This is a genomic window from Actinomadura coerulea (assembly GCF_014208105.1).
Lineage (GTDB): Bacteria > Actinomycetota > Actinomycetes > Streptosporangiales > Streptosporangiaceae > Spirillospora > Spirillospora coerulea.
Genome location: NZ_JACHMQ010000001.1, coordinates 2,770,427 through 2,797,025 on the forward strand (window position 1 = coordinate 2,770,427; position 26,599 = coordinate 2,797,025).

Here is a 26,599-nt window from a genome sequence, read left to right on the forward strand (position 1 = left end):
CAGGTCGTCGATCAGCCCGTGAGTCCGGGCGTCCGATCATCTGGGGCCCGGTGATCGGTGGGACGGCCATGTCGAGGCGGCGGTTACCGCTTGCGGCGGCCCCGCTGGCTGGTGTCGTCCTCCTCCATTTCGATGCGCTCCTTGCGGACCTGGCCACCGACGGTCTCCTGCTCGGTCACGGTCTCCTTGGAGGCCCGCACCCGTTCCACCGGGGTGGTCTCCTTGGACACCACCGGCCGCTCCTCGTGCAGGACGACCTCGTGCTCGGCCTCGGTGATCTCCTCCCCGCGCATCGCCGCATCCCGGTTCTCATCGGTGATCGGCTCGCGTTCGACCCGGACCTCTTCGTGGCTGACCGGGACGGTCACCTGCTGCTCCTCGGTGACCACGTACTTGCGCAGTCGGGCCCGGCCCGACTCCCGGGTCTCCGTGCCGACGTGCAGCTTCTCTTCGGAGCGGGTCATCGCGTCGTCGGGCTCGTGTGCCCGCTCAGGCGCCTCCTGCGTGGGAGCGCCGGCCGGCTCCGGGCCGCCTGAGCCGATGCCGTAGTAGCGGTACAGCTGCTGCACCTCGGCCGAGGGAATGTGCTGGCCCCCGGCTTCGAGGTCGACGTCGGGTGCCTGCTTGATGAAGTCCTTCTCGTATCCCGCCTCGACATGGTCGGAGACCCACTCGGCCCGTTGGGCGGGCACGTAGGTCTCCTTGGCGCCCAGCATCCCGGTCTTGACACCCAGCCACTCGGGGCGGCCGGTCCGGTCGTCCAGGAAGACGTGCTTGACGTCGCCGACCTTGCTGCCGCGCTCATCGTAAAGCGGGTGGTCCAGCACTCTGGGAATCTGTTGCTCTGTAATCATCTTTTTCCTTCCTCTGTCATGGAACCCCTACCGCTGAGAACCCGGGGAACCCCTCCTTGGAGGCAAATGTCCCTCAAAGACCGATTTGCTCAGTAGTGGCTTGCGAGACAGCGCACGTGGTGTCCGATCTCGTGGGGCCAGGGTGGGCTGGTCTGGAATCTGCTGCAGTTCGGTGAACGCCGCGGATGCACCCGCAAGAGCACCGAGCACCTTCTCCCGACACCCACGTCGGCGACACGGCCGCGGAGCTGGCGCAGGGCGGTGCTCACCCAGGTCTTCGCCGCGTGGCCGAGGCCGGGCGCGGTCCAGACGGGTCAGGCGGGGAGGGTGTCGTGCATCGGGAGGTAGTGGTCCAGGGCGGTCATGGCCAGCACCTGGGCCACGCGCGGATGCGGCCTCAGGAGCACCAGTTCCCTGCCGGCGGCGCCGGCGCGCTTCCACAGCCGCACGAAGGCGTTGATCCCCGCAGAGTCACAAAAGCCCACCCGTGAGACCTGGAGTGCGATCCGCGGCGAGGACGGCTGGCGGATCAGCGCTTCGACGCGATCCGCCAGCGCCGGGGCGGTGAACAGGTCGAGCTCACCGCGCAGCTCGACTGGGGCAGCGACCGACGCCGCGTGTTGCGCAGAGCGCGCCGACGATCAAGCTTCTGTAACCGACGAGACCGCCGCCGATCTGCTCGTCGAACATCGGAAGGAGGCTGACGAAGATGACGGTGACGGCGACCACTAAGAAGCCGCGGTTCATGCCGTCCCTGGAGGCTTTCTCGGCGAGGAACATCCGACCGAGCAGGCCGCCGAGGCATGCGTCGACGGCCCCCAGGACTGCACCGAACGCGAACAGTGATGAGAGGTCACCCTGTTTCACGTTCCAGCAGCGGCCCGGCACCCGGCACGGGGAAACCGCTACGGCAGGACCTGAATTACCCAGACGGACTCATGGAGCGGCTGGCCGACAACGCGGACTCTATCGACCACCGCACCGGCAAGATCCGCCGTACACGTTAGGCGGACCGTTGGACGAAGTCGAGTGCGGTCTCGGCGACCTCTTGCCATGCGTGGTCGATAGTGAGGGAGTGGCCTCGGTCCGGCATCTTCACGATCTCCGTGACGGCAGGGTTGCGCTTCTGCCGTTTGTAGGCGGCGTTCGCGAGCGCCCAGGGCACCGTGTGGTCCTTTTCACCGTCGATGATCAGCAGGGGACCGCGCCCGGGGCTCTTCGTGTCCACCTTCGCCTCGGTCCACGGATTGAGATTCGCGTTGCCCATCTGCATGAGAGCGAGCCCAGAGCCGGCGACGTGGAAGTTGTCATAGAGTTTCCGCGCCTCCTTGTCGTCCAGCGCATTCGCCCATCCGTAGGCGAACTGGTCGAACGTGAGAGTGATCGCGCGATCGCGCGTCAGCGGGTTGACCAGGAATGGGCCCACCACCTTGAGCACGGAGGCCGGCAGCGGCAGAACGCCCCGGAAGATCCCAGGGTCGATGGCCACCGTGGCCGCCGAAAGGCCCTGGCCCGCCAGCATTTCCGCCAGAAGACCCCCGGTCGAGTGCCCAATCAGCACTGGCCGCTTGTCCAGGGCGTTGACGATCTCGGTGATGTGGTCGGCGATCTGCTTCAGGGTCTTTTTGGCGAGGACGCCCGGGTTCGCCCGCGCCGCTTCCACCGTTTCCGGATCGTCCGGCCAATCCGGTGTCAGCGGTGCGTAGCCCGCCTGCTTGAAGAAGTCCACCCAGTTGGCCCAGCTGCTCGGCAGCAGCCAGAGCCCGTGGATGAGGACGACCGGGGTGTTGTGAGAGGCGTTGGCCGCCTCGATCTCCCGGTGCTCCCGCTCAGAAATTGACGGCATGCCAACCCTCCTTCGATCGTGTAAAAGTACAATTGTCCGTCTTTGCTCCATTGAGTGATTGACGAAGTGCCGCTGGCGACCGGTCGGCGGTCGGTGGAAGTCCCGGAGCCGGGTGTGCCGGTCAGCTTCGGATGAAGGCCAGCAGTTCGGCGTTGAGCTGGTCTTGGTGGGTGGCTGTGATGCCGTGCGGAGCGCCGGGGTAGTAGACGTCCCTGGCGCCCTTGATCAGCCGGGCGGATTTGATCGCCGAGTCCTTGACCGGGACGATCTGGTCGTCCTCGCCGTGCAGCACCAGCGTCGGCACATCGAATTTGGCGAGGTCGTCGTGAAAGTCGGTTTCGGAAAAGGCCTTGATGCTCTCGTAGGCGTTGAGGAGACCCGATTGCATGCTCCACAGCCAGAACTGATCCAGCACTCCCTGGGAGATGCTGGCGCCGGGCCGGTTGGCGCCGTAGAACTGGATGGCCAGATCCTGGTAGAACTGCGAACGGTCGTTGAAGAGGGCCTCGCGCATTTCGTCGAATACCTCGATCGGGAGGCCTTCGGGGTTGGCTTCGGTCTTCACCATGATCGGAGGGACCGCCGCGATCAGGACCGCCTTGGCCACCCGGCTCGTGCCGTGCCTGCCGATGTAGCGCGCGACCTCCCCGCCGCCGGTGGAGTGGCCCACCAGCGTGGCATCCTTGAGGTCGAGCGCCTCGATCACCGCGGCGAGATCGTCGGCGTAGCCGTCCATGTCATTTCTCATCGAGGTCTGGCTGGATCGGCCGTGACCGCGCCGATCGTGCGCGACCACCCGATAGCCGTGCTGGACGAGGAACAGCATCTGGCCATCCCACGCGTCGGAGCTCAACGGCCAGCCGTGAGAGAACGTCACGGCCGGGCCCTCGCCCCAATCCTTGTAATAGATCTCCGTACCGTCATGCGTAGTGATCGTGCTCATGGCACCGGCCCCCTTTGGAAGGCGAGGTCGATACGGAACACCGTCGACCCCACCGGTCTCGTCGAGCCCGTGGAACGCTCGGTCCCGTCCATGGCCCGCGACTTCCCATGCTGGGCATGGCTTCCCAGTCCCCCCGAAGGATGAGCTCCTAACTTCAGGGTGCGAAAAGCCTGGCAGTAAGATGGTGAATTTTCGCTTTACCTGATGCTTCCTGTATCAAAGCGGCGCGTAACTCCAACCAGACGGCATGATGGGTCGGCTTGCTGCCGCTGCTTCATTAGCGCGGAGTGACTGAGCATGCCTCCTCGACCGAAGGCCAGGGCAGGGACCCCAGGCGCGCAGCTTTCAACCTAAGTAGCCGGTTGCCCGGGACGCCTTAGCCTGGGTGGGGGACCCGCTGCGGCCCCTCGCTCAAGGCGAGCGCGCAGATCCGCACTAGCGCGGCCAGGTCGGCGGCGAGGGTGGACGCTGGTGGACGCTGGGCCCCTCGGCCGCCGACTGCTTGCAAAGCGTGCCAGTTCAGCGCTCTCCGGTCGGCGCGCCTTCGTCGTTCCAGTGGTCGTCTTTATGTTCGTCGTTGTCATGCCCTCGACGGCGGGCTCACCGGACGTGGCCACCGCGAGGTAGGCGCGTTCTGTGGATGACTGCCCTGCCGATGACACCCCCGGGCCCTGGAACCGCGCGGACGACTCCAAGGGGCGGGCCGCCGGTGCGGGCGGTGCGCCCGGCCACGGCGCCCGGACGGCCGCCTGGCGGGGCGTCAGAACGTACCCGGGGGTGAACCGCTCCTTTGGGCGGGGTAGGGGCCAGTCAGGCGTCGAGCGGGTTGCGCCGGATGCGGTCGGCGACCCCGGCGGACACGGACAGCGCGGCGGAACTGCCTGGCTTGCGCGCCGCCTGGTCGCGGAAGCAGGCCGTGAACTCCTCGGCCAGGTCCAGGCGCGGGTAGCGCTCCAGTACCTCGCCGCGCAGCCCGACCGGGACCCCGTCGAGACCGCGACCGGAGATGTCGATGCCGGTGGCCAGCTCCAGCAGGTGGCCCTCGGGATCCTCCTCGACGGGCACCTCGGGCCACATGTGCCGCACGATGATCTCCGACGCCCGTACCCGCCGCTCCGGGGGCCAGCCCGCGCCGGCGCCGAAGACCCAGGCCACGTGGCCACCCGCCTCCTCGAACGGCACCGTGTGGCTGTCGAACTGCGCCACCAGGCCGATGTCGTGCAGGAGGGCCGACACGTAGAGCAGTTCGGCGTCGAACGCGATGCCGTTGCGCTGTGCGTGTGCCGCCGCCCAGAGGTAGGAGCGGACGGAGTGGTTGAGCAGGGAGGGCGTCTCGTACGCGGCCACGACTTCGAGAGCGCCGCGGCAGGCCGGGCTATCGGGGATCAGCAGGTCGTCGAATCCCACAGAACTCATCGTATTCCTCCATTCTCCGACCGCGGCCACTGGTGCGGGGGCCTTGCCGCCGGGGCCGTGCGTCAGTTCTCGGGGTGGATCATCAGGAGGACGGCGCGGTTGTCCGCGGTGTGACCTCGGTACAGGTGCGGGTGAGCGGCGTCGAACCGGATGGAATCGCCTTCACCCAGATCGATGGGGGACGTCGCCGGGCCCGTGGTGGCGCTTCCCTCGGTGAGTATGAGGCATTCCTCCACGCCGGGCAGGTGGGCGTCGGAGTGCTGGGCGCCCTCGCCGATGGCGATGTCGTAGACCTCCACGGTGCCGCGCAGCTTGATGCGGTGGAGGAGACGAGCGCTGACCGCCTCGCCCTCGACGCGCGGCCGCCTGTCACCGGCGCGGACCACCTCCACGGTCGAGGGCGGCGTTTCCAGCAGTTCGCCAAGGGACGCTTCAAGTGCCGTGGCCATGGCCCACAGGGTGCTCAGGGTCGGGTTGCCCTGACCCTGTTCGATGCCGTGCAGCGTGGTCTTGCTGATGCCGCTGGCGGACGCCAGGTCGGCCAGCGATATCCCCGCCGCCGTCCGCAGCCGGTGCACGTTGCGCCCCACCACTTGCGCAGAATCCATGCGTATCAGCATAGTGGTATGCCTGTACCAGTAAAACGGATTCACGGTGGAGGCGGAATGACGGTGACGCGGTTGCGCGACATCCCGGGTATCGGTGTGGACGCCGTCGGCGACGCGGCCGACGCCGCGAACGACCCGGAGTTCCTGCGTCTGGAGAACCTCGACACCGACGTCCGGCCGCCCGCCGTCGCCCTCACCGCCACGCGTGCGGCCGTCGGCGACGACGCGGCCAACAGCTACCTGCCGTTCCAGGGGCACCGGTCCCTTCGCGAGGCCGCCGCGGCGCACGTGGGACGCATCGCGGGACGGCGCTATGACCCCGACGCCGAATGCGTCAGCGTGGCCGGCGGTCTCAACGGCATCCTCAACACGCTGCTGGCGACGGTGGAGCCCGGGCAGGAGGTCGTGTTGTGCGACCCCGTCTATGCCGGGCTGGTCAACCGGGTGCGGCTCGCGGGCGGTGTCCCCCGGTTCGTTCCCGCAGCGCCCACCGCGGAGGGCTGGACCATCGACGCCGAACGACTCGCCGGTGCCGTCGGACCCGACACGGCGGCGGTCCTGACGATGGGCCCGACGATGCCGACCGGCCTCGTCCTGGACGACCGCCACTGGTCCGCCCTGGCCGGCGCCTGCGAACGCCACGACGCCTGGCTGGTCTACGACGCGGCCATGGAACGCATCCGCTTCGACGGCCGCCCTCCCAGTCACCCTGCGGCACACGACGGCCTGGCGGCGCGCACCATCACCGTCGGTTCGGCCTCCAAGGAGCTGCGGCTCATCGGCTGGCGCGTCGGCTGGGTGGTGGGCCCTGCCCCCATCGTCGCCGACATCCGCCTCGTCGGCCTGACCAACGTCGTCTGCCAGGTCGGCCTCGCCCAGAACGCCGTGGCCGCCGCGCTGGACGCGCCCGACGCCGAGGCCGACGTCGCCGCCGCCACCGCCGAATGGCAGAGGCGCTGCGAGAGGGTCCTGGACCGGCTCGCCGGTTACCCGGTCATCCGACCGCACGGCGGCTGGTCGCTCCTCATCGACACCAGGCCCCTCGGGCTGACCGCCGCCGAGCTGTCCTGGCGCCTCTTCCACCGGGCGAAGGTCGCCGCCACCCCCATGGACGGCTGGGGCCCCGGCGGAACGCACTACCTGCGGCTCGTGTTCGCCAACGAACCCCTCGAACGCCTCACCGATCTCAAGGAGCGCTTCGACCAGGCCGTCCGATGAAGGGGCCGCCGCGACCAGGTGGCTCCACCATCTGCCCGACCAAACGAGTTCAAAGACAGATCCAGAAGTGCCCGGACTGGGCCCGCCAGGTCGCGAGCGCCGAATCGGGGTGGACGGTGCAGCGGGTGCGGCGGCCAGGCTGCTGTGACGCCTGGTGCCGAGCGCCCGCCTTGCCCGCGACCAGCGGAGACGCCTCTGCGCCGATTTTGGGGAGGGTATTTCCCGGGTACCCGGGGGACACGCAGGGAGTCTGCCCATCGCGTCCTGGCGGCTGGCCGCGCAGCGGGGATCCCCCGACGAGTGCAGGAGGCGTAGATCGTGGACATGAAGCTCGAAGTCGTGGTGGTTCCGGTCTCGGATGTGGACCGGGCCAAGGACTTCTATACGGGGCTGGGGTGGCGGTTGGACGCCGATGCCGCCACCGGGACGGACTTTCGGGTGGTGCAGGTGACGCCGCCCGGGTCGCCGGCGTCGGTCATCTTCGGCACATCGGTCAGCTCTCAGGCGCCAGGCTCGGCGCAGGGTCTGCATCTGATCGTCGACGACATCACCGCCGCGCACGGTGAGCTCAAGCGGCTGGGGGCCGAGCCGAGTGAGGTGTTCCACGACGCGGGCGGTGTGTTCCATCACGCCGGGACCGACGCCCGGGTGCCCGGTCCGGACCCGCAGCGCGGCAGCTACGCGTCGTTCCTGTCGTTCAGCGACCCGGAGGGCAACGGCTGGGTCCTGCAGGAGATCACCAGCCGGCTCCCGGGCCGGCTGGACCCGGCGGTCACCGCGTACTCCTCGACCGCGGACCTGGCGGCCGCGCTACGCCGCGCCGCCGCCGCTCACGGTGAGCACGAGGCGCTCATCGGCGCCGAGGACCCGGACTGGCCCGACTGGTACGCCGACTACATGGTGCGTGAGCAGGCCGGGGCGGAACTGCCGTCGTGACCGCCTCCACCTACCGTGCCGTGACCGTCAGTGGCCGGACCGGTTCGAGCTGGTCGAACGCGAGTGGGAGGCACCGATCGTCGGTGTGATCGAAGCCGTCGGCGAGGGCATCGCCCCGGTGTGGCGGGTCGGCGACCGCGGCGGCACCGGTTTCCTCGGCGGCCAGGACAACGCGGCGAGTCGTGCTGCCGTGGTGATTGCCAACTGCTGGCCGCCGGGGGCGCTCCTGCGGAGATCATCTGCTGCATGGTCTCCAGCCGGACAACGTCGGCCTGGGTATAGCGGCGATGCCCGCCAGGGCCGCCGCCCGTTGGGCCCACGCCGTACCGGCGATCCCAGGTTCGTAGCGTGGAAGGCGCCACGCCCGGCCGACGCGCCACCCCGAGTGGCTCAGGGCCGAGATCACTCGCCTCCACGCCGCCGACTACGGCATCTACGGGGCCCGCAAGGTCTGGCATCAGTTGGGCCGCGACGGCCACCGGGTTGCCCACTGCACGGTGGGGCAGCTGATGCGCGAGCTGGAACGCCAGGGCGCGCGGGCGGCCGCGTCCGCACCACCGTGCCGACGACAGGCACGAGCGGGTCGGCGACCTGGGCGGCGTGGTCCATGCCCACCACCTGCGCCTTCTGCGCTTCTCCGGATATCCGACGCCCCCGACTCTCCCGGCAGGCCGCCCGGGAGAGGCAGGGAACTTCGGGACCGGCGTGATTGGCTTGATCAGGTTCGGTGGATGAGCTGCTGGCCGCCGTCGATGTCGTACGTAGCGCCGGTGAGCGCGGTGTTGGCCATGAGGTGCACGGCGAGGGCGGCGACGTCGGCGGGCCCGACGACACGCTCGATCGGGAGCGTCGCGCGGAGCTGGTCGCGGCGCGCTTCGAGGTCGTCGCCGAGCAGCTCGGAGGACAGCGGGGTGTCGACGAAACCGGCGGCGATGAGGTTGACCCTGATCGGCGCGACCTCGACCGCCAGGTTGGCGATCAGGGCGGGCAGCGCGGCGGTGCCCGCGGCGATGAGCGACAGGCCGGGCCCTCGGCTTCGGCCGCCGGTGCCGCCCATGAAGAGCAGGGTGCCGCCGGGGCGCACCCGGCCGACGGCATGCTGGGCGACGGCGACGGCCAGCCACACGTGTCCGTCGAAATCGCGATGCGCCCGCTCGCGGTCGAGGTCGGCCAGGGGCGCGTAGTAGGGGCCGCCGGCCGTGACCATCACGTGGTCGATCGTCTCTGGCAGGGCTCCGAAGAACCGCGCGAGGGCGTCCGGATCGGTCGCGTCGAAGGCCGCGCTGTCCAGCGCGCCCACGTCGGCCGCCGCCCGCTTGAGGCGGTCGGGGTCGCGACCGGTCACGATGACCGCCGCGCCCTCGGCACGGGCGCGGCGGGCGGTCTCGAGCCCGATGCCGCCGCTGCCTCCGATCACGACGACGGTCTGCCCGGTGAGCTCGGGCGGACGCTGGGCGGCGTCGGACGTTGCGGTGGTCATGTTTCCTCCCGTTCGCTGATCATGCGGTCAGTTCTCGGTCCGGCCGGACCATGCAGCGTTCCTTCTCTTCGTTCCCGAATTCGGCGGGTCCTGCAGGATGCCCCCGCCCTTCGACCGCCGCTGCGCGGCCAGTCCGTCCTGCTCGACGGCGAGAAGGACGAACGTGTCGCTGATGGCGGACCCGCCGGCGACTCGTCCCAAGCCAGCAGTCGGAGATCGGCGCGGGCGGGACGACAGGATCCTCATGCGTTTGGTCATCGGCCGGGCTCCTCGCAGTAGGGCGTAGCTCGATGCAGGTCCACAATCGCGCTCGACCATGCCCGTTGTGCCGGTGTTTCGGCGTCGACACCGAGGGCATCTCCGGCGAACCCTCCGACCGGCCGGAGTACGGGGGCGCCGGCGAACGGCCTCAGGCGATCCGCAGACGACCATGCCGCATGACCGGTCGAGGCCAGGGAGCCCAGCGCCGTACCGACCGTTCTCGCGCCTCATTCGGCGATCCGGACGCCGACCGACCGCCGCTGCGGGAGATCGACAAGGAGCGTTTCATGAGTACCGCAGAACAGTTCCATGTAAGTGAGGTGACCCGATCCTACTGGCGGGTGACTTTCGACAATGGACCGGTGAACCTGATGGATCCGGACACCATCGAGCAGCTTGGCGAGCTCATCGGGCGTATCGAGGATGAGCCGGAACTCACGGTCGTGGTCTTCCGCAGTGACAAGCCGGGTTACTTCATCGCGCACTGGGACCTCATGTCCGACTCCGCCCGTGTGGCCGGGATGCCGCCCGGACCAACGGGCCTCCACCCGTACCTGGACAACTTCGTCCGGTTGAGCAAGCTGCCCGTGGCCACCATCTCGGAGATCCGCGGACGCACCCGCGGCGCGGGCAGCGAATTCGTGCTCTCAACGGACATCCGCTTCGCATCCGAGAACGCTGTCCTGGGCCAGTTCGAGGTCGGCGTGGGCAGCGTTCCGGGAGGCGGCGCCATGGCGCGGCTGGGGCGCCTGGTCGGCCGCGGGCGCGCACTGGAGATCCTGCTCGGCGGCGATGACATGCCGGCCGGTGTGGCGGCCGAGTACGGCTACGTGAATCGAGTTGTCCCGGACGCCGACATCGAGGCTTTCACCGACGCGTTCGCGCGCCGTATCGCGGGCTTCGACAGGGTGGCCGTCGCCGGCATCAAAGGACTGGTCGATGCGGCCACCCTGCCGGCGAACGAGGAGTTGGCGCGCGGCCTGCAAGCGTACTTCGCCACCGCGGGCCGCCCGGAGAACCGGCCGTTCGTCCAACTACTGTTCGACAACGGGCTCCAGCAACCCGGCGGCATCGAGACCGACCTCGGTACGACGATTGGGACGCTCCGCCAGAACCTCGATCGACCATGACGCCGGAGCGCGAACGCCCAGCGCAGCGCCCTGAAGGGCGTTATGAGCCATCGGCTGCCGTCCCGATCGTTGAATCCGCGCGTACCGCGGCCGGCTCCGTCATCGCGGTCCCGGCCGTAGGCATGTCTCACGGACGAGATCGGCCGCAGACGGGGGCCGGGTACGACGGACCGATTCGGTGGGTCGCCCGAGTGCGGCGTGGGCGCCGCGCCCGGGCGCCTCTGAGCCCTCTGTACCCCGCTCCGCGGTCACGGCCGCATGGACGTGGGCTGCCTTCCCAACAGCGCCGTAGGCATTCCGCTGCTCTAGGTCGTCCCGGCCGGGAGCTGTTCGGCCTCGGCCTCGCGCTCGCTCCGTACGGTCGACGAAAAGATCTCCGCGGCCCAGCCGCAAACAACGAGTGCCGCCAGGCAAGACCGCAAACTGGCGGGAACCCGGCATTCCTGGGAAGGCCCTGGCCCGGGGTGCTCACGGGTCGCTGGGGTGGCGCGCCAGGGGCACCGTCTCTGTGGTGAGCCAGGCGGCCAGCGGGAGCGAGCGCAGGATTTCCTGCATCAGCTTGGCGTCGGCGGCCTGAAAGAGGCCGAGGTTGCGGCCCTCGCCGGGCAGGCTCCACAGACGGAGGAGGCGGCCTTCGGCGGCCAGTTCACGCGCGCGGGCGGCCTCGCGGGCGAACATCTCGTCGCGGGCCTGCGGGGTCGTCGCGTCCGGCACCTCGACGGTGAACGTGACCAGGTACTCGCCCCCGTCCGCTGCGAGCGGGACCTTGCCGCGCCCCGGGTCGTTGGGGTGGGAGTCCAGCGCGGTGACCTGGTCGGTGCGCCAGACGCGCAGCGGCATCGCGGCGAGCGTCCGCTCGAGGTCATCTGGGCCGTCGGCGGTGAACAGCCCGATCGTGCGCCACTCTTCCGGCCCCAGCGGCGGCCGCCACAGGCGCAGCACCCGTCCCTGGGCGGCCAGGACGCGGGTGTTGGCGGCTTCGCGCGCCCGGATGTCGTCCACCTCGCGCGCCGGGGTTCCGTCCGGGACACGGGTGGTCATGGTGACCAGGTACTCATGCATCATGATCTGCCTCCTTGGACGTCGGCGTATTCAGCATCATGCCCGTGGGTGTCCGCCGGCGACCGTGGCCCTCACTGGCCCCCGGGGACCGGTGAGACTCCCTGGCGCGACCCGGCGGCCGGCCGCGCGACTCCCCGGTGTCGCACCACTGACGAGCGCAGGAGGCGCAGGTCATGGACATGAAGCTCGAACTCTTCGTGGTGCCGGTCGCGGACGCATTTTGTCGGTAGCCTGCCGCCGGATCTGTCCACCAGCCCTCGCCAGGCCATGGAGTGGGTCTTCGATCATGCCCGCGGCCACCTTGGCCGCCGTTACCTGGCCACCACGCCGACACATCCACGCTTTCGGACGCTTAGGCCCGGCGCAGTTTCGTCGTGTGCGATCGGGCGGTGGCCGCGTCACCGAGGGCTTCGGCGACGTCGGCATCGTTGACGTGGCGCCTGATGGGGGCGAGGAGGCCGACGGCGGTGGTGTGGTCGCATCAGCTGGTCGGCGTCGCTGAAGCGGCCGGCCACTTGCGCATCATGCCCGAAGACCACTGGTCCCCCGCGCAGCCGCCTCCCGCGCAAGCGTTCTGGGGGAAGTCACTTCGGGGCAGCACTGTGACGGGCCACGACCTGACGGTCGGGCAATCTAATGATCAGGACACCGAGGTGGGCCAGGTGGCGCCGGCCGCTCCGCCTCAAGGACGGACAAGTCCACCGAAATGCACCCTGGTGGGGTGCTTGAGCTGTACCACGCACCCGCAATCGACATACCCGGCATCCAACTGCGGGGGACATCGCCCGTGGACGCTGCCCGGAATCGGCCGCGGAGCGAGATCATCATTTCAGTGGGGCAACCACGTGCACGGCGCCGCCGACGGTCTCCACGAAACTGCACCCTCGTCCAGGGCGCGGAGCTCGGCGACGAAGGCGACCAATTCGCAGCGTGGACGGCGAGCTGCTCGGCGGTGCCCAGCAACACCGCTCAGAAGCCCGTGAGCCGCTAGGGCGTGTCCGGTAGATCTTGGTGTTCGGCTGAAATCGATCTTTGAGTGTGGGTTGACCTCCTGGCGAGCCACGCCTCCAGGCCGTCCAGAAGGCGCTCCAACCCGAAGTCGAACCCGTCTTCCTGGCTTTTCTCGAGATCCACGTCCTTGTTCTCCAGCCACCAGGCGCTGAGGTTCGGATGGTCGGCGGCGATGCGCTGGATGTAGGGCTCCATCTTGTCGATCATGTAGTTCGCGTTCTGCCCGGTCTCGGCGGTCATCGTCCGCGTGGCCGCCCCGGTCACGGCCGTGCCGATGGCGTGCGACATCAGCAGCGAGCTGGCCCAGGAGATCTCCTGACCCGTGAACCCGGCAGCCGTTAGCACCCCGATCGTTCCGTCGCTCACCCTCATCGCGTTGGGGCCGATATTGGGCTTGACGCCGAAGATGCCGATCGCCCACGGGTGGCGGAGGATCATCGACCGCATCCCGCGAGCGTAGCTGCCGGCCGCGACGCGCCAGCCGACCTCGGCGGCGTCGGGGCCTACGACCTCGCCCATGATCTCGTCGATGGCGAGCTCGAGCAGCTCGTCCTTGTTGGCGACGTAGAAGTACAGGGACGTCGCGCCGGCGCCGATCGTCGCACCGAGCCTGCGCATGCTCAGCCCGTCCAGGCCCTCGGCGTCGAGCAGCTCGACCGCCGCCGTCACGATCTCCTCGCGGCTCAGCTGCGGCCTGCCCCGCCGGGCCCTGACCGGACGCATCCAGACAGAGTCGGTGATCGGGTCAGTGTCGCGGGGCATGCGCAGTCCTTCGGGGCGGCGGAGTCGTCGAGGTTCAGCGTACCGGTTTGCGTACGCCGTTCGATTATTAGTACAGTGTGCGAAAAATCGTGCGCTGTACTAACGGAGAGCCATGTCTTCCCCGCATCCCCGCCGGTGGTGGATCCTCGGCGTCCTCTGCCTGAGCCTCCTCGTCGTCGTCGTCGACAACACCGTCCTCAACGTCGCGATCCCGTCGCTGATCCGCGACCTGCATGCGAGCAACTCCGACATCCAGTGGATCCTCGACGCCTACATCGTGGTGTTCGCGGGTCTGCTGCTGACGGCGGGCGCGCTGTCGGACCGGTTCGGCCGCCGCCGCGGCCTGATCATCGGGCTGGTGGTGTTCGGCGGCGCCTCGGTGCCCGCCGCCTTCGCCGACTCGCCCGGCCAGCTCATCGCCGCCCGCGCGCTGATGGGGGTGGGCGGCGCGTTCCTCATGCCGGGAACGCTGTCGATCCTCACCAACGTCTTCGACGAGAAGGAGCGCAAGAAGGCGATCGCCATCTGGAGCTCGGTCCTCATGCTCGGGGCGCTCGGCGGCCCCGTCGTCGGCGGCCTGCTGCTGGAGCACTTCTGGTGGGGATCGGTGTTCCTGATCAACATCCCGATCGCCGCTCTCGCCGTCATCGCGACCGTGCTGATCATCCCCGAGTCGCGCGGCCCGGCCGGCCGGCCCGACCTCGTCGGCGCCCTCCTGTCGACCGTCGGCATGACGGCCCTGGTCTGGAGCGTCATCTTCATCCCGCGGGACGGCTGGTCCGCTCCGCAGGTGCACATCGGGTTCGCGGTCTCGGTCCTGGCGCTGGTGGGCTTCGCCCTCTGGGAGCGGCGCGTCAGCGAGCCCATGCTGCCGGTGAAGCTGTTCCGCGACCGCAACTTCAGCGGCGCAAGTCTGTCGATCGTGCTCCTGTCGTTCTCCTCCGGCGGCCTGATGCTGGCGCTCACCCAGTACCTGCAGTTCGTGCTCGGATACAGCCCGATGAAGACGGGCCTCGCGTTCATCCCGCTGCTCGTCGCCGTGATGGCCTTCAACGGCATCGGGGTGGTGGTGGACAAGAGGCTCGGCGCCCGGGTCGCCCTCGCCGCCGGCCTCGTGCTCCTGGCCGGAGGGTTCGGCCTGCTCGCGATGATGTCGCCGGGTGACGGTTATCCCCGCCTCGTCATCGCGCTTGTCGTGATGGGCATGGGCAGCGGGACCGCCGGCCCCGCCGCCTACGGCACGCTGCTGGGCGCCCTCCCGCCCGAGCGGGCCGGCGTTGGCTCGGCCGTCAACGACACCGTCCAGCAGGTCGGCCAGGCGCTCAGCGTGGCCATCCTCGGCAGCGTCCTCACCGCCGCCTACACCGACGCGATGCCTGAGAACGTCACGGGCCCGGCGCGCGACTCCATCGGCAACGCGCTGGCCATCGCCGCCGCCCGGGGGGACCTCGCCCTGGCCAGCGCCGCGAAGGACGCCTTCGTCGACGCGATGTCGTTCACCTCGATCGCCGGAGTGTTCGGCGGCCTGGCCGCCGCGGTCCTGGCCTTCGTAGTGCTGCGCCCGCCCTCGCACAGTGCGGAGGCCGCGCTGCCCGAAGCCGTCCCCGACGTGGACGGTCAGCCCACCGCCCACTGAACAAGGCCGTTGGAGTGGGTGTCTCGTCGGCACAGGCCAGGCGTCCCGCACGCGGCGGGGCGCGGTGGCCCGCCCGCTGACTCGGTGAACGCGGATGCGGCGCGGGCTGTCGCCGACGACGGTCACCCGGACAAAACGCCGCCGGTTCCGCAGCCAGTAGAGCGTGACCCAGGCCGCGTCGCTGCGGGTCCTGGTCACCGCCCGCGACCACATGACGGCCGAACGCACCGCGACCCTCAACGCGCTGATCGCGCTCCTGCGCGTCGTCGACCTGGGTATCGATGCCCGCAAGGCAGTGACCGGCGCGCAGATCGCCACGGTTGCCCGTTGGCGTGCTCGTGATGAGAAGTTGGGCGCTGCCACCGCCCGCGCCGAGGCCATACGGCTGGCCAAGCGCGTGCTCGAACTCGACGAGCAGGTCGCCGTCAACAACGCCCGCATGACCCGGCTCGTCCAGGCCAGCCAGGCCGCGCCGTTGCTCGACAAGACCGGCATCGGGCCCGTGACCGCCGCCATCTGCCTGACGGCCTGGTCGCATCACGGCCGGGTGCGTTCCGAGGCCGCGTTCGCCGCCCTGGCCGGGGTGAACCCCATCCCCGCGTCCTCTGGGAACACCGTCCGCCACCGCCTCAACCGCGGCGGTGACAGGCGTCTGAACCGAGCCCTGCACATCGCCGTCCTCAGCCGCATGACCCACGACCCGAAAACCCGCGCCTACGTCGAGCGACGCCGGGACCAAGGCCGCACCACCCTCCCTAGTAGGCGGGCCGGTTGATCTGGCGGCGGGTCGGCGTCTTGCGCCGAGGCGATACTGCCCGGCACTCAGCCGAGCAGGGCCACCAGGCGGGCGCACCTCCAGCTCACCTGACGCCTGACTGTTAATGCGAAGCATTTCGCGTTACCCTGTGACACAACCCATAGAGAGGGGCGTCGCATGGACGGGAAGCCGCGCGCGACGGGGGCCGTGCGGCCCGGCGGCCGGACGGCGCGCACCCGTGCGGCGGTGTTGGCCGCGGCCCGGGACGAACTGGAGGCCGGCGGGTACGCCGGGCTCACCCTGGAGAAGGTGGCCGAGCGTTCGGGCGTGCATCTGGCCACGCTGTACCGGCGGTGGCGGACGGTCGAGGGACTCGTCGTCGACCTGCTGGGCGAACTGGGCAAGACCGAGATCCCGATCCCGGACACCGGCTCGTTCAGGGACGACCTCCGGGCGCTCGCGCTGGAGATCGCCGCCCTGTACCGGCAGCCCAGGGCTCGGGCGCTCGTCGAGGGCGTCGTGGCCGCCGCCGTCCGGTCCCCCGAGGCGTCCACCGCCTGGGCGACGGTGATCGCCGAGCGCAACCGCCTCGCGTCCCGGATCGTCGATCGGGCCGTGGGACGCGGCGAACTGCCGCCGGGGGCCGACGGCATCGCGATCATCAGCGCCGTCGGCGCCCCCCTCTACTACCGCCTGCTCGTCGCCCGCGGGCCGGTGGACGACGAGGTCGCCGAGAGAGCCGCCGCGGCCGCGCACGCCGCCGCCCTCGGCGGCGTCTTCACCCCCGGTTACTCCCCCGGCCCTCCATAGGCCGCGGCGTACGCCCGCCGCACCAGCGAAAGGACCCGCAAATGCGCCAGGACATCGAGTTCATTTCGGCCGGCACGACCGAGGTACGCAAAAGCTTCGACGCCGACCGGCTCGCCCGGTTCAACGGCGAGGCGCCGGCCGAGAGGCAGCGCCGATTCGTCGTCCAGGCCTCGCACGAGATGCGCACACCGCTTGCCGCGCTACGACTGGAGTTGGAAGAAGCCCTGACCAACAGGGATGTCGCCGACCCTTTCGCGGCGTTGAAGGAAGCGTTGCAGAGCGTCGAGCGCTTGGAGAAGACGGTCATCGCCCTGCTCTGGTCGCTCCAAAGGGACGCGTCGGAGTGCCCTTAGGCTGCAGCGGCGGGCGAGTGCTACCGCCGCCGGCACCGGCATGGCGGGTCGGTCAGGGGATGGCCCGGTCAACGGACTGAGATGTGAGGCCGTTCTGCTGGGCGGCTGCCTGAGCCCACCGGTCCAGCGTCTTCTTGGCGGCGCCGGAGTCGATGGCCGCTGCCGCCTCCCTGAGGCCGGCGGCCATGCGGGCGCGCACATCGCCGTCCAGCCCGCGGTAGGCGGCGATCGCGGCGGCCGCGTTGATCAGTACGGCATCCCTGACCGGACCAGTGTCGCCTTCGACGATCCTGCGCGCGACAACGGCGTTGTGGGAGGCGTCACCACCCCGCAGGTCGCCTGGGACGGATCGGGGAAGGCCGAATTCGGCCGCGTCAATGGTGGTGGGCGTGACGGTGTTGCCGGTCACGACCCACACGTGGGTCGGTGCGGCGGTGGAGATCTCGTCGAGACCGTCGTGGCCGCGCACCACCAGCGCTGAGCAGCCGCGGTCGGCGAGCACTTGGGCGAGCACGGGCGCGACATCGGCATTGGAGCATCCGACGCAGGCGGCCCGGGGCCGGGCCGGGTTGACCAGCGGCGCGATGTAGTTGATCACGGTGGGGACGCCCAGGGCGCGGCGGACGGGACTGGCGTGCCTCAGCCCGGCGTGGACATTGGGTGCGAACAGGTAGCAGATCCCGGCCTCGGCCAGGCAACGCGCCGCCGCAGCAGGCGGCAGCGCGAGAGAGACGCCGAGCGCTTCCAGCACTTCCCGCCGAGCCGCAGGGGTGAAGCTGCCGCCGGCCGCTACCGCGAGGGCAAACGAAGGTGAAGCACCGCACCACCACCGAATGATCATCGGTGGTGTCCCCGGATCCGTGCAGGCGCCGCGGACCTTGATCCTCGGACGGTACGAGCATCGCCGCCGCCGATTGCGCGTCGTCGCGCGCTCGACCCGTTGCCCGCTCCGGCGCGGCGCGAGCTGGCCCGGCCTGTTGGCGCCCGCCGGTGACGAGCACCCTTGGCCCCAGCCGCTGCCTGCCGGCTGGGCCGGTGGGCTGACCGGCGCCCAGGAGCCCATCTGGTACACGCGGGTGCTTCCGGAGCTGGCCGCCGAGACCGCTGTGGACGCCGCAGTGGAACACGGCCGCTGGCGCCACGCCGTCCAGTACCTGCGCCTGCGCTCGGACTTGGCCGCGCGTGACGTGCCCCAGGGCCTGGACATCGAATGACCACGGGCCGCCCGCGTGCTCAAGCCCGCCGCGAACCGGTCAAGCCCCGCAGCGGCGTTGCCGCGGGACCGGCCCAGCAGTTCCCCGGCCAACTCGCGCGCGTCGGTGGGGCTGAGAGCCGCCTCCAGGTGGCCCGTGGTGACGGTGACCCCGCCTGCCGGTCCTGAGGGCAGATCATCGTGAGCGCGCGGATCGGCAGCGTGTAGATCGCCACCGATCCGGGCGGCGGGCGTCGACCAACTCGCCGGGCTGGTCACGGCTGGTGCGTCGCTGGCCGCCGCCGCGAGTGGGCGTCGGATGTCCGGACGGCGATCATGGCGATGTCATCGGTGCCGGTGATGGGCAGGTCGGCCAGAAGGCCGTCGCACACCTGGTCCAGGGATCGGCGTGCGAGTGCGGAGGCTCGACGGCGGAGCCGGTCCAAACCCATGTCCAGGTGCTCACCGGGGTGTTCGACGAGGCCGTCGGTGTACAGCAGCAGGGTGGAGCCGGGTGGGAGCGGTGCGGTCGAGCTGCGGTAGGGCTGCTCCCAGGGCAAGCCCAGCAAAGGGTTGGCCCCGCCGCGCAGAAAGCGGCTGCTGCCGGGGGTCATCAGGAGCGGCGGCGGGTGCCCGGCCACCGCGTAGTTGAACCGCCACCGGCCGGGCCCGGCCTCCTCGACGCGGGCCAGGGCACACGTCGCCGTCACTTCGGGCGCCAGCGTCTCCATGGCGTCGTTCAGCCGGCGCAGGATCTCCCCAGGCGGCGCTAGACGATCGGCGGTCAGCACACGCAGCATGTTGCGGAGCTGACTCATGCCGACGGCGGCCGCCAGATCGTGGCCGGCGACGTCGCCGATGGCCACCGCGGTCGCGCCGTCGGGAAGCACGAACGAGTCGTACCAGTCGCCTCCCACCTCGGCCGCAGCGGGAATGGCCACGTACCGGGCGACGATCTGCAGGTCGTCGAGCTGCGGAGGCTCGGCGAGCAGGCCGTGCTGCAGGGCCAGCGCGACCTGCTGGGTCCGGTGGAACCGGACGGCGCCGCTCAGCGCGTCATGGGTGTGCTCGAAGATCTGCCGCATGAGGGCCATGTCGTCGGGGCTCATCGGACCGCGGTCGCCGCGTCGGGCGGCGGTGACCGCAGCCGCGACGGCGCCGTCGACGACGACCGGCAGCAGTACGACGCTGGTGGCGCCGGCCGCGGTCAGCCAGTCGGTGGTGCTGGCAGGCAGCAGGTCGGCCGGCGGCCGGCCCGGCGGGAAGGTGCGCTGCAAGGGAATGCGCCGCTGCAGCGCACGGGCGAACCCGCTATCGGCAGCGAACCGCTCCTCGCCCCCGGGCAGTTGGCGTCGTAGGCCGCCGGCCGCGGCGGTGGCGACGCGTTGGGCGATGATCAGGGCGCCGGCGGGACGGCTACCAAGATCGGGCAGCAGATACACGCCGCATCCGTCGGCGAACGCCGGAACCAGCACTTCGGCGAGCGCGGCGAACATCTCGGCCAGCGCGGTCTGCTCCGCGGCCACCGCCGCGGCACGGTCGAGCAGTTCACGGCGCTGCCGCTCCCGCCACTCCCGCTCGATGTCGAAGCAGGTGCCGATCCATTCGACCACGACGCCGTCCTCGACCACCGGCGCCGAGCGCACGTCGAAATGCCGGTACTCGCCCTCGCGCGTAAGGACCCGGTAGACGTGGCGCCAAGGGCGGCCCTGGCGGCGCGTCTGGTCCCACGACCGCAACGTCGGCTCGCGGTCGTCGGGGTGCAGCATCTGCGTCCAGCCCTCGCCGAGGAACTCCTCCCGGCTCTGCCCGGTGATCCGTTCCCAACCGCCGCTCGATTCGATCACCTGGCCGAAGGCGTCCGTCACCCATACGACCTGCGCGTTAATCCACACCAGGCTCTCGAACCGGCGGCGCGACCGCTTCTGCTCCTCGGTCGCCCGGTCTGCCCGTCGAACAGCGGCGACCTGCTCGGTGACCTCGACCGCGACCACCAGAACCCCCGGCCGCTCATGGGTGAACCGAGAGAGGCTGAAGGAGAAGTACCGCTCCTGTTCGCCGGCTCCCGCCGCGGCCGGCCGCACCGGCGCCTCGACCAGGCTCATCGGCTCGCCGGTGGCCAGGACACGATCGAACAGACCGCCGTAGTCCTGCTTGGCCGCGACGCCGAACGCATCCCCGATCGGCTCACCAAGCGGGCGGTCCCCCACGAACGCCCGGTAGGCGAGGTTGGTGTACACCAGGCGATGTTCCGGTCCGACCGTCAACGCCACCGCGACCGGCGCCGGATCGAAGGCCTCCAACGCGAGCCATCCCATCCCGTGCCCGCCCGCACCGCCCATCTCTCACCCCCCGGGCCATCACCTACTGTGAGCGCATGTTTTGAAGCGTAGCCACCTCGACCTGAAGTGGCCGTCCCCGACGCGCCCCGGCCACCCTCGCCGGCACGTCGCGGACGCGATCTCCTCTGCGGTGAGGCGTGTGTGGCCGTGGCCCTGGTCGCGTTCCCGGCAAGGGCGACGGCGCCTGCCCCACCCCTCCCCCGGCGGGACCGCGCGAGTAGATCTGTCGGCTCGCCGACGCCGGCGAGGACGAGCGCGAGCACCAAGGACGATGCCCAGATAACACCGTCGAAGCCGCGTTCGGGCCGGTGACGGGCATCGCCTCAGCGTGATGAACCGCTACCGCCCCTAGCCTGTCGCAAGTGGGTCCGCTGCGGTCACGGGTGAAACTGGCCCGTGGTGATTGTAGAAGTGCAGCCATTCTGGGAGGGCTTTGCGGCGGACTTGTTCGGAGTTGTAGAAGCGGCCCAGTGCCCAGCCGTCGGCCAGGGTGCGGTGGAGTCGTTCGGCCTTGCCGTTGGCCTATGGGCGGTAGCGCCGGTCTTCTTGGCCCGGATTGAGCTTCCGGCTGATCACCTCGCGGGCCGGGATCGGTGAGGAGTGGACTCCTCGCGAGCTCCGCCACTCGTTCGTCTCGATCATGAGTGACAGCGGGGTGCCGCTGGAGACGATCGCCGCCCTGGTCGGGCACGCCGGGACGGCCGTGACCGAGAAGGTCTACCGGCACCAGCTGAGGCCGGTCATCACCAAGGGCGCCGAGACCATGAGCACGGTCTTCGGTCAGGGCAGGTCCGCGTAAGTCTGGGAACCACGGGATGCTCCCTGGAGTGGCTCCCACTTCGGATCGACGGCTTTCTTTATTGTAGATTTCGAAAGTCGGCCGCGAACAACAAGTTACCCACTTCGCTTTGGCGAGCCGACGAAAGCTATAGGCGTGCGCGAGGGCGACAGAATATTAGGGCTTTTCATCCGGAGGTCCTTCGCGGCGGCGCCGAAGCCGAGGCCGGTGACCAGGTGGTGGTAGAAGTTCTTCCCGCGGGCGCCCATTCCGCCGATGTAGAGGGGGAGAGCGGCGCGGACCTCGGCACGGGCCGTCTCGAGTTCGTGCTCGTCGTCGCCAATGGAGAACTTGGCGTCCGCGATGATCCGGAGGTCGGGCAGGCGTGGGTCGCGCTTGGCGCGGCCCTCCGCAAGCGGGTCGCCGAAGACCTCGTCCGCGGACTCGGGGTGGTAGAAGATCGGCTGCCACGCCTCGAACAGCTCTGCGGCCAGGGCGATGTTCTTCGGTCCCAGGGCCGCAAGGGCCATCGGGATGCGCGGTCGCACCGGGGCGTTGACGAGCTTGAGCGACTTGCCGAGGCCGCTGCCGCCGCTCTCAGCACCGACCTCCCGCGGGACAGCCGCGGCGAGAACACCGTCGGGGTCGTTCCGCAGCACCGAACGCGCGGCCATATGGGGGTGGGCCGAGGTCTCGGCCATCGTCAGGACCGGCGTGACACAGGCGTCGGTTTTCCCTCGAACACCGCTTCCCAGTGGCGGCGCGGACGGCTCGCGAAGGTGCTCGCGAGAAGCGCCTCCAGCGCCGGCCACTGGGCCGGGTCGGCGCAGCTCGGGACGTCCGGACCCGTAAGCCCGAGCCCCTTGAGCATGGCGCGATAGAAGGCCGGTTCGAGGGCACTGACGGCCATCCAGCCGCCGTCGGCACAGCGGTAGGTCCGGTAGTACGGCGTGCCTCCGTCGAGCAGGTTCGCGGCGCGCTGCTCCTGCCAACGGCCGTCGGCCCGGAGTGACCAGATCAGCTGCATCAGGCTGCTGGTTCCGTCGACGATCGCCGTGTCGGCCACCCCCGGCCGGAAACCCTCGACCAGCACGTCCGCGGCCGCAATCAGCTCGCGGACCCGTCGAACGTCCTCCGGCGACTTGAGGTCGGCGGATATGACCGTCCTCCCCCGGCGGGTGGCGTCCCAGGCCGTGCGTCCGGCTCACCGGATCGCTCGACCCGTACGACGTCCGCGCCGAGGAGGCGAGCAGCATACCGGCGTGCGGGACGGGGCCGATGCCGCCCAGCTCGACGACACGGACACCGTCCAGGAGGCTTGGGACGCCTTCGCTCAATTGACGACGGAGCCGCAGCTCGCCGCGGCTTCGGTGAACCGGGTGTCGATGAGGTCCGCGGAGTCGAGCGGCTTCTTGTACTCCAGCTCGCCGCGCTTGAGGGCGAACGCCTGCAGGTCGGCCGCGAACTTCTCCGTTCCCGTCATCGAGAACGACGGGTCGAAGGCCAGGAGGGCCGACTTCTTGATCGTGGCCTTGTCGACCTCCTCGGCGGCCGAGAGCAGGTCCACCGTCTCGGCGTTCTTGCGGTAGTCGCCGTCGAGGTACTTCTTGGTGACCTTGCTCAGCACCTGGATGAACTTGACGGCGACCTCGGGACGGTCGAGGAGCGTCCGACCTGCCATGATCGAGGTACCGGTCACGCCCGGCGGGTACCCCGCGATCGGAACGAGGTCGGGGTTCTTGGCGGCCTCGACCTCGAGGGGAGCGGAGATCCAGGCGGCCTTGACCGCACCGTTCGCGAGTGCGTTGAGCGCGTCGGGGCCGACCAGCGGCTGGGAGAGCTTGACGTCGTTGACGCCCAGTCCCACCTTGCGCAGGGCGTTGTCGAGGATCAGGCCGCTCACGCCGGTGCCGCCGGTGGGCGTGCTGACGTTGGCGCCCTTGAGCTTGGAGAGATCGGGGGAGGCGGCGCTGCCGACGATGTCCTTGCGGGACCAGTAGCCGGGCACCGGGGTGCCGGCCGGAATCTCCTGCTGCTTGTCCATCGGAACGATCCAGCGGACGTTGACGCCGTCGTTCAGCGTGTTGAAGTGGGACGAACTCAGCGAGGTCATCTGCGCGTCGAGTTGGCCGCGGGCGACCAGCGGCAGCGATTCGGCGCTCGGGATCTTCTCGATCTCGACGTCGATGCCGGCCTGCTCGAACGCCTTGGTCTGGATGCCGAGCAGGAGCGGCGCGAACACGGCGAGCGGGGAGCTCATACCGATCTTGATCGTGCCCTTGGTGTCGGCGGTCGGGCAGATCTGCGCCGCCGACTTCTTCTCCGCCCCGCCGTCGCCGCTCTGGGGGTTGCCGCACGCGGCCAAGGCACCCGATATCGCCAGCACCGTGGCAGCGGCAGTGGTCACCGAACGCGCAGGAACTCGACGCATCGTGGCCCATCTCCTTGCTCATCGATCATTTCCTTCAGTGGAACTTTATTCCACTGTGTGCAATCCTGTGACCGCGATCACTGGTCTGTCAAGGCCCGTGCCGACATTCGGCCGCACTCACTTCGGAGGAGACACCCGTGAGCGACGCCCGCGACACCGCGCCCTCTGCCGCGAGGACCGAGGAATGTGAAGCACCCGAGGTGCTCGTCGAGGACCGGGAGGGCGTGCTGGTCATCACCCTCAACCGGCCGCAGGCGAAGAACGCGATGACCCAGAACATGGCCCGGCTCATCACGGCCGCCCTCGACCGGCTCGACGACGACCCGGCCCTGCGCCTCGCTGTGATCACCGGCGGCGGGGGCAGCTTCTGCGCGGGCATGGACCTCAAGGGCTTCCTGCGCGGCGAGCGGCCGAGCATCCCGGGGCGCGGCTTCGGCGGAGTGACGGCGGCACCGCCACGCAAGCCGCTCATCGCCGCGGTGGAGGGTTGGGCGCTGGCCGGCGGCTTCGAGCTCGTGCTCGCCTGCGACCTGGTCGTCGCGGCGTCGACCGCGCGGTTCGGCATCCCCGAGGTGAAGCGCGGCCTAGTCGCCGCGGCGGGGGGCCTGCACCGCCTGCCGGACCGGCTGCCCGAGGTCGTCGCCATGCAGCTGGCGCTGACCGGTGACCCGGTGGGCGCCGAGCGGCTGCACGACCTCGGCCTGGTCGGCACGCTGGCGGACGAGGGAGGAGCGCTGGACGCCGCCCTCGCGCTCGCCCGGACGATCGCCGGTAACGGGCCGATGGCGGTCGCCGCGAGCAAACGGATCATCGTCGAGTCCCGTGCCTGGCCGCACGAGGAGCGCTTCGCCCGCCAGCAGCCGTACGTCGACGAGGTGTTCGCCTCCGACGACGCGCAGGAGGGCGCCCGCGCCTTCGCCGACAAGCGGCCCGCCGACTGGACCGGCAGCTGAGCCCCGGTACTAGGCTGCCGCCGTGGAGCTCCACCAGCTGCGGGCCTTCCTGAGCGTCCGCGACACCGGCAGCGCGACGGCCGCCGCCGCGCGGCTCGGCGTGCGGCAGTCGACGGTGTCGGCCGCGATCCGCGCTCTGGAGCAGGAACTCGCGGCGCAGCTGTTCCACCGCGTCGGTCGCGGGATGTCACCGACGCCGGCGGGCCACGCCCTGGTCGGGCCGGCGCGCCGGATCCTCCGCGACTGCGGGCAGGCCGGGGAGACCCTGGCCGCGGCCGACCGGGGCGGCCGGCTGGAGCTAGCGGCCCTGTCGACCGTGGTCAGCGGCCCGTTCTCGGCTCTCGTCTCGGCGTGGCTCGCCGCCGCGCCGGGACGAGCGGTCCGGGTGCAAGACCTCAACCGCGAGGACGCGGTGGCCCAGGTCCTGACCGGGGGCACCGCGGAGATCGTCTGCACCCGGCTGCCCCTGTCCCCGCCGGTGGATCGCGCGCTGACGGTGCTGCCGATCGGCTCGTGGGGGTGGCAGGTCGCCTTCCCGCCGCGCGCCGAAGCCGTCCCGGAAGGCGCGGTCACGATGCGGGAGCTGTCCGCCGTGCCGACGGTGCTCGTCGCGGCGGGCCGCAACTCCGCCCTTGAGCGGGCCACGGCCCGGACTCCCCTGTCGGCCGCCGCGGTCGCCGACCAGCGCGAGGCCCGCACCTCGCTGATGCTGGCCGGGGTGGGCGCGACGATCGTCGGCCCGCGGCTCGCCGTGGACGCGGCCGCCGCCGGCGCGCACGTGCGGCCGCTGGACCCGCCGTTCACCCAGTCGGTCGGGCTGGTCTTCGACCCGTCCCGCCTCTCACCGGTCGCCCGGGGGTTCGTCGCGGCCGCGGGCGAGTTCGACGAGGGCGGCGCCGGCGGGTGACAGCGCCTGCTCGCGCCAGACCAGGTGGCCGTCCCGCCACAGCGGCGGGTCGAGCGAGCGGAGCGACGCCCAGGGCATGACGGCCTCCGCCGTTTCCCGGCCGACGAACGTCGCGACCGTGCCGTCCCTGACCAGCTCCCACAGCATCGCCCGGTGGGCGCACTGTGCCCGGACCCGGCCCGCCATCGACGCCACGGCCGTCGCGGTGGCGCTCGCTGAGTCGAGGTCCGAGGGGACCACCCCGAGGTCGAGGTTCGCGACCCGTGCGCGCGCGACCGGCTCCGCCAGCCCGGGGGCGAATTCCGGGCTGGCGGCCAGCACGATCTCCTCGGCCCCGAGACCGCACCGGCCCCATCCCGCATCCGGGGGCATGACGTCGCCCACGCCCAGTTCGGCCTCGCCCGAACGCACCAGATCGAAGGTTCCGGCCGCGGTGCCCGCGTCCCGGACGTGGATCTCGAGCCCGGGGTGCCGCCCGCGGAGCGCCGCGACGAGCGGGGTCAGCGGGTGCACCGCGAGCGTCGTCGACGTCGCGACGACCAGCCGGCCGACCTCGAGGCCGGCCACCTGCCGGACCCGTTCCCTGGCTCCGTCGGCCTCGGTGATCACCTGGCGCGCCAGGCCGAGCAGCCGCGCGCCGTCGGCGGTGGGACGGGCGCGCCGCCCGGACCGGTCGAAGAGCCGGACGCCGAGCTCGTCCTCGAGCCGACGCATCGCCAGGGAGAGCGACGGCTGGCTGACGAACAAGACGCGTGCCGCCTGGGTGATGCCGCCCTCGTCGACAACCGCGACGAAGTAGCGCAGCGTCCGGAGGTCCATGGCCGCCCACCCTAGCCGGGCCATAGGACGGATCGATGGGACCTGCGAACAACAGGTCTTTGCGCATATGCCTTTTGAGGCGCGACAGTAGGAG

General features: G+C 70.4%; 28 protein-coding genes and 3 pseudogenes. 12 read left to right on the top strand and 19 right to left on the bottom strand.

Annotated elements, in window-relative coordinates; all coding sequences use genetic code 11:
• Positions 1–83: 83 nt before the first annotated feature.
• The 7 genes from BKA00_RS12815 to BKA00_RS12845 form a co-directional block, all read right to left on the bottom strand.
• Positions 84–827, bottom strand: coding sequence for a DUF2382 domain-containing protein (locus tag BKA00_RS12815; RefSeq protein ID WP_230298994.1), 744 nt, complete (start codon positions 825–827; stop codon positions 84–86).
• A 341-nt stretch (positions 828–1,168) separates the two neighbouring features.
• A complete protein-coding gene (locus BKA00_RS12820) occupies positions 1,169–1,444 on the bottom strand; it encodes an anti-sigma factor antagonist (RefSeq protein WP_185034118.1) in 276 nt (91 codons plus the stop codon).
• Positions 1,434–1,721 (bottom strand): hypothetical protein, encoded by a 288-nt coding sequence (locus BKA00_RS12825; protein WP_185025113.1) that lies wholly within the window; start codon positions 1,719–1,721, stop codon positions 1,434–1,436. The genes BKA00_RS12820 and BKA00_RS12825 overlap by 11 nt, the downstream gene beginning before the upstream one ends.
• 136 nt (positions 1,722–1,857) lie before the next feature.
• A complete protein-coding gene (locus BKA00_RS12830) occupies positions 1,858–2,700 on the bottom strand; it encodes an alpha/beta hydrolase (protein WP_185025114.1) in 843 nt (280 codons plus the stop codon).
• Positions 2,701–2,821: 121 nt separating this feature from the next.
• A complete protein-coding gene (locus tag BKA00_RS12835) occupies positions 2,822–3,643 on the bottom strand; it encodes an alpha/beta fold hydrolase (RefSeq protein ID WP_185025115.1) in 822 nt (273 codons plus the stop codon).
• 810 nt (positions 3,644–4,453) lie between these two features.
• A complete protein-coding gene (locus BKA00_RS12840) occupies positions 4,454–5,059 on the bottom strand; it encodes an HD domain-containing protein (RefSeq protein WP_221493133.1) in 606 nt (201 codons plus the stop codon).
• A 62-nt stretch (positions 5,060–5,121) separates the two neighbouring features.
• Complete coding sequence (locus BKA00_RS12845; RefSeq protein WP_185025116.1) at positions 5,122–5,667, bottom strand: helix-turn-helix domain-containing protein; 546 nt, start codon at positions 5,665–5,667, stop codon at positions 5,122–5,124.
• 57 nt (positions 5,668–5,724) lie between these two features.
• Here BKA00_RS12845 and BKA00_RS12850 point away from each other — a divergent pair, with 57 nt between their 5' ends.
• Positions 5,725–6,885 (top strand): pyridoxal phosphate-dependent aminotransferase, encoded by a 1,161-nt coding sequence (locus tag BKA00_RS12850; RefSeq protein ID WP_185025117.1) that lies wholly within the window; start codon positions 5,725–5,727, stop codon positions 6,883–6,885.
• A gap of 324 nt (positions 6,886–7,209) precedes the next feature.
• Positions 7,210–7,821, top strand: coding sequence for a VOC family protein (locus BKA00_RS12855; protein ID WP_221493134.1), 612 nt, complete (start codon positions 7,210–7,212; stop codon positions 7,819–7,821).
• On the opposite strand, the gene BKA00_RS12860 is transcribed toward BKA00_RS12855, so the two are convergent.
• Positions 7,779–8,279 carry a MerR family transcriptional regulator gene (locus tag BKA00_RS12860; RefSeq protein WP_185034123.1) on the bottom strand — a complete coding sequence of 167 codons (501 nt, stop codon included), beginning with the start codon at positions 8,277–8,279 and terminating at the stop codon, positions 7,779–7,781. The two genes, BKA00_RS12855 and BKA00_RS12860, sit on opposite strands and share 43 nt — an antisense overlap.
• On the opposite strand from BKA00_RS12860, the pseudogene BKA00_RS40820 reads away from it, so the two are divergent.
• Positions 8,223–8,342: pseudogene (locus tag BKA00_RS40820) on the top strand (IS3 family transposase); the annotation flags it as partial. The gene BKA00_RS12860 and the pseudogene BKA00_RS40820 sit on opposite strands and share 57 nt — an antisense overlap.
• Positions 8,343–8,539: 197 nt before the next feature.
• On the opposite strand, the gene BKA00_RS12870 reads toward BKA00_RS40820, so the two are convergent.
• Together BKA00_RS12870 and BKA00_RS12875 are read right to left on the bottom strand one after the other, a co-directional pair.
• Positions 8,540–9,301, bottom strand: a complete 762-nt coding sequence (locus tag BKA00_RS12870; RefSeq protein ID WP_185025119.1) for an SDR family oxidoreductase — start codon at positions 9,299–9,301, stop codon at positions 8,540–8,542.
• Positions 9,302–9,328: 27 nt separating this feature from the next.
• Positions 9,329–9,559 (bottom strand): hypothetical protein, encoded by a 231-nt coding sequence (locus BKA00_RS12875; RefSeq protein WP_185025120.1) that lies wholly within the window; start codon positions 9,557–9,559, stop codon positions 9,329–9,331.
• Between the two features lie 290 nt (positions 9,560–9,849).
• On the opposite strand from BKA00_RS12875, the gene BKA00_RS12880 reads away from it, so the two are divergent.
• On the top strand, positions 9,850–10,692 hold the full coding sequence (locus tag BKA00_RS12880) for an enoyl-CoA hydratase/isomerase family protein (protein WP_185025121.1): 843 nt from the start codon (positions 9,850–9,852) through the stop codon (positions 10,690–10,692).
• Between the two features lie 468 nt (positions 10,693–11,160).
• Here BKA00_RS12880 and BKA00_RS12885 read toward each other — a convergent pair whose 3' ends face one another.
• Positions 11,161–11,757 (bottom strand): muconolactone Delta-isomerase family protein, encoded by a 597-nt coding sequence (locus BKA00_RS12885; protein WP_221493135.1) that lies wholly within the window; start codon positions 11,755–11,757, stop codon positions 11,161–11,163.
• 984 nt (positions 11,758–12,741) lie between these two features.
• Positions 12,742–13,527, bottom strand: coding sequence for a TetR/AcrR family transcriptional regulator (locus BKA00_RS12890; RefSeq protein ID WP_185025122.1), 786 nt, complete (start codon positions 13,525–13,527; stop codon positions 12,742–12,744).
• Between the two features lie 112 nt (positions 13,528–13,639).
• Here BKA00_RS12890 and BKA00_RS12895 point away from each other — a divergent pair, with 112 nt between their 5' ends.
• The 4 genes and pseudogenes from BKA00_RS12895 to BKA00_RS12910 all read left to right on the top strand — a co-directional run bounded on the left by BKA00_RS12895 (position 13,640) and on the right by BKA00_RS12910 (position 17,083).
• Positions 13,640–15,163, top strand: coding sequence for an MFS transporter (locus tag BKA00_RS12895; RefSeq protein ID WP_185025123.1), 1,524 nt, complete (start codon positions 13,640–13,642; stop codon positions 15,161–15,163).
• Between the two features lie 175 nt (positions 15,164–15,338).
• Positions 15,339–15,929, top strand: a pseudogene (locus BKA00_RS12900) (transposase); the annotation flags it as partial.
• Positions 15,930–16,097: 168 nt separating this feature from the next.
• Positions 16,098–16,730, top strand: coding sequence for a TetR/AcrR family transcriptional regulator (locus tag BKA00_RS12905; protein WP_185025124.1), 633 nt, complete (start codon positions 16,098–16,100; stop codon positions 16,728–16,730).
• 41 nt (positions 16,731–16,771) lie between these two features.
• A complete protein-coding gene (locus BKA00_RS12910; RefSeq protein ID WP_185025125.1) occupies positions 16,772–17,083 on the top strand; it encodes a HAMP domain-containing histidine kinase in 312 nt (103 codons plus the stop codon).
• A gap of 52 nt (positions 17,084–17,135) precedes the next feature.
• Here BKA00_RS12910 and BKA00_RS12915 read toward each other — a convergent pair whose 3' ends face one another.
• On the bottom strand, positions 17,136–17,924 hold the full coding sequence (locus BKA00_RS12915) for a hypothetical protein (protein WP_230299014.1): 789 nt from the start codon (positions 17,922–17,924) through the stop codon (positions 17,136–17,138).
• Here BKA00_RS12915 and BKA00_RS38870 point away from each other — a divergent pair.
• Positions 17,917–18,297 (top strand): hypothetical protein, encoded by a 381-nt coding sequence (locus tag BKA00_RS38870; RefSeq protein ID WP_230299015.1) that lies wholly within the window; start codon positions 17,917–17,919, stop codon positions 18,295–18,297. The two genes, BKA00_RS12915 and BKA00_RS38870, sit on opposite strands and share 8 nt — an antisense overlap.
• Positions 18,298–18,550: 253 nt before the next feature.
• Here the strand turns inward: BKA00_RS38870 and BKA00_RS12925 are convergent, their stop codons facing one another.
• Positions 18,551–20,617, bottom strand: a complete 2,067-nt coding sequence (locus BKA00_RS12925; protein WP_185025127.1) for a SpoIIE family protein phosphatase — start codon at positions 20,615–20,617, stop codon at positions 18,551–18,553.
• A 348-nt stretch (positions 20,618–20,965) separates the two neighbouring features.
• Positions 20,966–21,136: pseudogene (locus BKA00_RS12930) on the bottom strand (IS481 family transposase); the annotation flags it as partial.
• Between the two features lie 37 nt (positions 21,137–21,173).
• Between BKA00_RS12930 and BKA00_RS12935 the strand changes: the two are divergent.
• Positions 21,174–21,416 (top strand): tyrosine-type recombinase/integrase, encoded by a 243-nt coding sequence (locus tag BKA00_RS12935; RefSeq protein ID WP_185025128.1) that lies wholly within the window; start codon positions 21,174–21,176, stop codon positions 21,414–21,416.
• Between the two features lie 95 nt (positions 21,417–21,511).
• On the opposite strand, the gene BKA00_RS12940 is transcribed toward BKA00_RS12935, so the two are convergent.
• From BKA00_RS12940 to BKA00_RS12950, 3 genes are all read right to left on the bottom strand, one after another.
• On the bottom strand, positions 21,512–22,096 hold the full coding sequence (locus BKA00_RS12940; protein ID WP_185025129.1) for an LLM class flavin-dependent oxidoreductase: 585 nt from the start codon (positions 22,094–22,096) through the stop codon (positions 21,512–21,514).
• A gap of 2 nt (positions 22,097–22,098) precedes the next feature.
• The gene (locus BKA00_RS12945; RefSeq protein ID WP_185025130.1) at positions 22,099–22,488 is read right to left on the bottom strand and encodes a CoA transferase; all 390 of its coding nucleotides are present in this window, start codon (positions 22,486–22,488) and stop codon (positions 22,099–22,101) included.
• Positions 22,489–22,728: 240 nt separating this feature from the next.
• Positions 22,729–23,802: an ABC transporter substrate-binding protein gene (locus tag BKA00_RS12950; RefSeq protein ID WP_185025131.1), complete on the bottom strand. Its 1,074-nt coding sequence runs from the start codon at positions 23,800–23,802 to the stop codon at positions 22,729–22,731.
• A gap of 161 nt (positions 23,803–23,963) precedes the next feature.
• On the opposite strand from BKA00_RS12950, the gene BKA00_RS12955 reads away from it, so the two are divergent.
• On the top strand, positions 23,964–24,779 hold the full coding sequence (locus BKA00_RS12955; protein ID WP_185025132.1) for a crotonase/enoyl-CoA hydratase family protein: 816 nt from the start codon (positions 23,964–23,966) through the stop codon (positions 24,777–24,779).
• A 22-nt stretch (positions 24,780–24,801) separates the two neighbouring features.
• Entirely contained in the window at positions 24,802–25,686 is an 885-nt protein-coding gene (locus BKA00_RS12960) for a LysR family transcriptional regulator (protein WP_185025133.1), read from the top strand.
• On the opposite strand, the gene BKA00_RS12965 is transcribed toward BKA00_RS12960, so the two are convergent.
• Complete coding sequence (locus BKA00_RS12965; RefSeq protein ID WP_185025134.1) at positions 25,621–26,505, bottom strand: LysR family transcriptional regulator; 885 nt, start codon at positions 26,503–26,505, stop codon at positions 25,621–25,623. The genes BKA00_RS12960 and BKA00_RS12965 overlap by 66 nt on opposite strands.
• Positions 26,506–26,599 lie beyond the last annotated feature (94 nt).

Excerpts from the sequence above, each read along its gene's own strand:
- BKA00_RS12830 (WP_185025114.1), bottom strand. The coding sequence starts at position 2,700 with ATGCCGTCAATTTCTGAGCGGGAGCACCGGGAGATCGAGGCGGCCAAC.
- BKA00_RS12835 (WP_185025115.1), bottom strand. The coding sequence starts at position 3,643 with ATGAGCACGATCACTACGCATGACGGTACGGAGATCTATTACAAGGAT.
- BKA00_RS12840 (WP_221493133.1), bottom strand. The coding sequence starts at position 5,059 with ATGAGTTCTGTGGGATTCGACGACCTGCTGATCCCCGATAGCCCGGCC.
- BKA00_RS12845 (WP_185025116.1), bottom strand. The coding sequence starts at position 5,667 with ATGGATTCTGCGCAAGTGGTGGGGCGCAACGTGCACCGGCTGCGGACG.
- BKA00_RS12850 (WP_185025117.1), top strand. The coding sequence starts at position 5,725 with ATGACGGTGACGCGGTTGCGCGACATCCCGGGTATCGGTGTGGACGCC.
- BKA00_RS12855 (WP_221493134.1), top strand. The coding sequence starts at position 7,210 with ATGAAGCTCGAAGTCGTGGTGGTTCCGGTCTCGGATGTGGACCGGGCC.
- BKA00_RS12860 (WP_185034123.1), bottom strand. The coding sequence starts at position 8,279 with ATGCCAGACCTTGCGGGCCCCGTAGATGCCGTAGTCGGCGGCGTGGAG.
- BKA00_RS12870 (WP_185025119.1), bottom strand. The coding sequence starts at position 9,301 with ATGACCACCGCAACGTCCGACGCCGCCCAGCGTCCGCCCGAGCTCACC.
- BKA00_RS12875 (WP_185025120.1), bottom strand. The coding sequence starts at position 9,559 with ATGACCAAACGCATGAGGATCCTGTCGTCCCGCCCGCGCCGATCTCCG.
- BKA00_RS12880 (WP_185025121.1), top strand. The coding sequence starts at position 9,850 with ATGAGTACCGCAGAACAGTTCCATGTAAGTGAGGTGACCCGATCCTAC.
- BKA00_RS12885 (WP_221493135.1), bottom strand. The coding sequence starts at position 11,757 with ATGATGCATGAGTACCTGGTCACCATGACCACCCGTGTCCCGGACGGA.
- BKA00_RS12890 (WP_185025122.1), bottom strand. The coding sequence starts at position 13,527 with ATGCCCCGCGACACTGACCCGATCACCGACTCTGTCTGGATGCGTCCG.
- BKA00_RS12895 (WP_185025123.1), top strand. The coding sequence starts at position 13,640 with ATGTCTTCCCCGCATCCCCGCCGGTGGTGGATCCTCGGCGTCCTCTGC.
- BKA00_RS12905 (WP_185025124.1), top strand. The coding sequence starts at position 16,098 with ATGGACGGGAAGCCGCGCGCGACGGGGGCCGTGCGGCCCGGCGGCCGG.
- BKA00_RS12910 (WP_185025125.1), top strand. The coding sequence starts at position 16,772 with ATGCGCCAGGACATCGAGTTCATTTCGGCCGGCACGACCGAGGTACGC.
- BKA00_RS38870 (WP_230299015.1), top strand. The coding sequence starts at position 17,917 with ATGATCATCGGTGGTGTCCCCGGATCCGTGCAGGCGCCGCGGACCTTG.
- BKA00_RS12915 (WP_230299014.1), bottom strand. The coding sequence starts at position 17,924 with ATGATCATTCGGTGGTGGTGCGGTGCTTCACCTTCGTTTGCCCTCGCG.
- BKA00_RS12925 (WP_185025127.1), bottom strand. The coding sequence starts at position 20,617 with ATGGGCGGTGCGGGCGGGCACGGGATGGGATGGCTCGCGTTGGAGGCC.
- BKA00_RS12940 (WP_185025129.1), bottom strand. The coding sequence starts at position 22,096 with ATGGCCGAGACCTCGGCCCACCCCCATATGGCCGCGCGTTCGGTGCTG.
- BKA00_RS12965 (WP_185025134.1), bottom strand. The coding sequence starts at position 26,505 with ATGGACCTCCGGACGCTGCGCTACTTCGTCGCGGTTGTCGACGAGGGC.